Here is a 4,095-nt window from a genome sequence, read left to right as displayed (position 1 = left end):
GCGGCCCCCGCCGACCGCGCGCGGCTGCTGCGCCGCTTCGCCGCCGCGGTCGACGCCCACACCGAGGAACTGGCCCTCCTGGAGGTCACCGAGGCGGGCCACACCATCGGCAACGCCCGCTGGGAGGCCGGCAACGTCCGCGACCTCCTCGACTACTCCGCCGGAGGAGTCGAACGGCTGATGGGTCGTCAGATCCCGGTCGCCGGCGGCCTCGACATCACCCTCCTCGAACCCCTCGGCGTGGTCGGCGTCGTCGCCCCCTGGAACTTCCCCATGCCGATCGCCGCCTGGGGCACCGCCCCGGCCCTCGCGGCCGGCAACGCCGTCCTCCTCAAACCCGCCGAGACCACCCCGCTCACCGCGCTGCGCCTGGCCGAACTCGCCCTGGAAGCAGGCCTTCCCGAGCACCTCTTCCAAGTGCTGCCCGGCGCGGGCCCCGTCGCGGGCAACGCGCTGGTCGAACACCCGGGCGTCGCCAAGATCGTGTTCACCGGATCCACCCGGATCGGCAAGCAGATCATGGCCAGGAGCGCCGGCCTGGTGAAGCGCGTGACCCTCGAACTCGGCGGCAAGAGCCCGAACATCGTCTTCGCCGACTCCGATCTCGCCCTCGCCGCCGCCACCGCCCCGATGGCGTTCCTCGACAACAGCGGCCAGGACTGCTGCGCCCGTACCCGCGTCCTCGTCCAGCGGGAGGTCCACGAGCGGTTCCTCGAACTCCTCGCCCCCGCCGTCGAGTCGGTCGTCGTCGGCGACCCCTCCGACGAGAAGACCCAGATGGGCCCGCTGATCTCGGCGGTCCAGCTGGAGCGCGTACGGTCGTACGTCCCCGAGGGCGCCGCGGGCATCCGGGGCAACGCGCCGGACGGGCCCGGCTTCTGGTTCCCGCCGACCGTCCTCACCGACCAGGACGCCGGCTCCCCGGTCGCGACGGACGAGGTCTTCGGACCGGTCGCCGTCGTCCTGCCCTTCGACGACGAGGAGGACGCCGTCCGGCTGGCCAACGCCACGGACTACGGCCTCGCCGGGTCCATCTGGACCCGGGACGTGGGCCGCGCCCTGCGCGTCTCGCGGGCCGTCGCGGCGGGCAACCTGTCGGTCAACTCCCACAGCAGCGTCCGTTACGGGACGCCGTTCGGCGGCTACAAGCAGTCCGGACTCGGCCGCGAACTGGGCCCCGACGCCCTCGCGGCCTTCACGGAAACCAAGAACGTCTTCATCAGCACGGAGGCCTGAGCCCACCATGACCGACCCCCAGAGCGCCGCCCTGAGCGCCCCGAGCGAAGCGCCCGTCTGCCGGCGCCTGATCGGCCGTACCGCCGTCATCACCGGAGCCGGCAGCGGCATCGGCCTCGCCACCGCGCGCCGCCTCGCCTCCGAGGGCGCGCACATCGTCTGCGGCGACATCGACGAGACGGCGGGCAAAGCCGCCGCCGAGCAGGCGGGCGGCACGTTCGTACGGGTCGACGTCACCGACGCCGACGAGGTCGAGGCGCTGTTCAGGACGGCGTACGAGACGTACGGCAGCGTCGACATCGCCTTCAACAACGCGGGCATCTCACCGCCGGAGGACGACTCGATCCTCACCACGGGCCTCGACGCCTGGCGGCGGGTCCAGGAGGTCAACCTGACCTCCGTGTACCTGTGTTGCAAGGCCGCGATCCCCTACATGCGGCGCCAGGGGAAGGGGTCGATCATCAACACGGCGTCGTTCGTGGCCCGGATGGGCGCGGCGACCTCGCAGATCTCGTACACCGCGTCCAAGGGCGGCGTGCTGGCGATGTCCCGTGAACTGGGCGTCCAGTTCGCCCGCGAGGGCATCCGCGTCAACGCGCTGTGCCCCGGGCCCGTCAACACCCCCTTGCTCCAGGAGCTGTTCGCGAAGGACCCCGAGCGGGCGGCACGCCGCCTGGTGCACATCCCGCTGGGCCGGTTCGCGGAGGCGGACGAGATCGCGGCGGCGGTCGCGTTCCTGGCGAGCGACGACTCGTCGTTCGTGAACGCGTCGGACTTCCTGGTGGACGGGGGGATTTCCGGGGCGTACGTGACGCCGGTGTAGCGGGGGAGGGCCGGCCCCGTGCCCCGGGACCGGCCCGCCTTCGTGTCAGAGGAATCAGAGGAAGGTGAGGCCCTCACCGCGGTACGTGGGCACGCTCGCGACCACGCGGTCGTCCTCCACGAGGTGCAACGTGTCGAAGCGCTCGCAGAGTTCACCGGCCTTGGCGTGCCGGAACCACACCTTGTCGCCGATCAGCAGATCGTCGGCGGCGGAGCCGAGGAGCGGGGTCTGCACCTCGCCGGGGCCTTCCTGCGCGTCGTACCGCAGGCCTTCCGGCAGGTACGGGACGGGCAGCCGGTCCCGGCCCGGCGCGCCGGACGCGGGGTAGCCGCCGCCGAGGACGGTCACCACGCCGACGCCGGGCCTGCGGACGACCGGCAGGGCGAACAGGGCGGCGGGCCGGCCGCTGAACGAGGTGTAGTTGTCGAAGAGCCGCGGCTGGTAGAGGCCCGACCCCGCGGCGATCTCGGTGACCGCGTCCTCGGCGGCGGTGTGCTGCACACTGCCGGTGCCGCCGCCGTTGACGAACTCCAGGTCCGGCGCGACGGTCCGGACCGCGCGCACCACGGCGGCGCGGCGCTCGGCCAGCTCCTTGCGGGCGGCGGACTGCATGAGCCGTACGGCCCGGGAGCGGAACGGCCGGCCGGCCACGGAGTCGCCGACGCCCGCCACATGACCTTCGTACGCCATCAGGCCGACCAGCCGGAAGCCCGGCCGGCGCACGACGGACCTGGCCAGCTCGGCCAGCTGGGCGGGCTCGCGGAGCGGCGAGCGGAGGGCGCCGATGCGGACGCGACCGCCCAGCATCCGCAGGGAGGTGTCCAGTTCGAGGCAGACCCTGATCTCCTCGGTGCCGCCGTCGCGGGCCGCGTCGATGAGTTCCAGGTGGGCCGGGTCGTCGATCATGACGGTGACGGCGGCGGCGAGCTTGGGGTCCGCGGCGAGCTGCGCGTACGCGGCGCGGTCGGCGGACGGGTAGGCGAGGAGGACGTCCTCGAACCCGGCGCGTGCCAGCCACAGCGACTCGGCGAGCGTGAACGACATGATCCCCGCGAAGCCGTCCCTTGCCAGCACCCGTTCGAGCAGCGCCCGGCAGCGTACCGACTTGCTCGCGACCCTGACGGGTTTGCCGCCCGCGCGGCGCAGGAGGTCGTCGGCGTTGGCGTCGAACGCGGCGAGATCGACGAGCGCGAGCGGCGCGTCGAGAGGGGCGGTGGCCCGGTCGTACCGGGCCCGGTCAGTGGCGCGCGGATTCATGCGCCGAGCTTGCCAGACCGGATTACCGATCGGTAGGGGGGATGTTCTGGGCAGAACCTCCCCGACGTCCCCCCGGCCCGCGTTCCTGTTCCCGCCGGGCCCGCGCCAGCCCGTAGAGTGACGCCCACGCGGCGATGAACGGGCCTGCCCCGCAAGGCCGATCGGCATGCGACCAGCCGCGCACCGGATGAGGACATGGGGGCCGGATGAGCACCGAGGCACAACGCGCCCCCGTACCACCCCGCCCGCCCCACGCCCCGCCGCCCGTGAATCCGCCCCGGATACCACCGCCGCCGATGCCCCCGATTCCGCCGCGTGCCGACGACGAGCCGGCGGCAAAGGTCCCGGCGCCACGGCCGGGCGATTCGCCCGCCGCCCCGGCGGAAAACGCTGCCGCGCCGACGACGACGGCCCCGTCTTCGAGCACCCCTGAGGTCCCCGCCCCCTGGACGACACGGGACGGCGGCCGGCCGCCCCGCGACGGCACGAGGCCGCCCGCCTCACAACGGGGCGCGGGCCAAGGGCCCATACCGCCGATGGTCCCGGGCGGCCGGTCTTCGGTCTCGGACGGCAAGCTTTCGTCCGGTCCGGAGGGAAGCGCGGTCCAAGGGGCCGGACGGTCGGCGGATCCGGGTCGCCTCGCAGCTGCGGACGAGAGCTTTTCCGGTCCGGACAGTACCGGGCTGTCCGGCCGGCCGCCCGGCCTGGACCGAGGCCCCCTGCCACCTGCGGCTCCGGGCGCCGACGCGGCTCCTGCTCAAACCGGCCGGCTTCGCGGC

3 protein-coding genes are annotated in these 4,095 nt (G+C 73.7%); 2 read left to right on the top strand and 1 reads right to left on the bottom strand.

What is annotated here, in order from left to right:
- Positions 1–1,236, top strand: a 1,236-nt coding sequence (locus GT042_RS33035; protein ID WP_161312369.1) for an aldehyde dehydrogenase family protein, incomplete at its 5' end; no start/stop codon positions are given.
- Positions 1,237–1,243: 7 nt separating this feature from the next.
- A complete protein-coding gene (locus tag GT042_RS33030; RefSeq protein WP_202534424.1) occupies positions 1,244–2,059 on the top strand; it encodes a 3-oxoacyl-ACP reductase in 816 nt (271 codons plus the stop codon).
- Positions 2,060–2,113: 54 nt separating this feature from the next.
- Here GT042_RS33030 and GT042_RS33025 read toward each other — a convergent pair whose 3' ends face one another.
- Positions 2,114–3,316, bottom strand: coding sequence for an amino acid deaminase/aldolase (locus tag GT042_RS33025; protein WP_161312368.1), 1,203 nt, complete (start codon positions 3,314–3,316; stop codon positions 2,114–2,116).
- Positions 3,317–4,095: the final 779 nt, after the last annotated feature.

This window comes from Streptomyces sp. SID3212, assembly GCF_009865405.1.
GTDB lineage: Bacteria > Actinomycetota > Actinomycetes > Streptomycetales > Streptomycetaceae > Streptomyces.
The sequence above is the reverse complement of the archived record's forward strand: the minus strand, read 5'-3'. Positions and strand labels throughout refer to the sequence as shown.

What these genes read in the sequence shown, in the direction of transcription:
- GT042_RS33030 (WP_202534424.1), top strand. Translation starts at nt 1,244, where the DNA reads ATGACCGACCCCCAGAGCGCCGCCCTGAGCGCCCCGAGCGAAGCGCCC.
- GT042_RS33025 (WP_161312368.1), bottom strand. Translation starts at nt 3,316, where the DNA reads ATGAATCCGCGCGCCACTGACCGGGCCCGGTACGACCGGGCCACCGCC.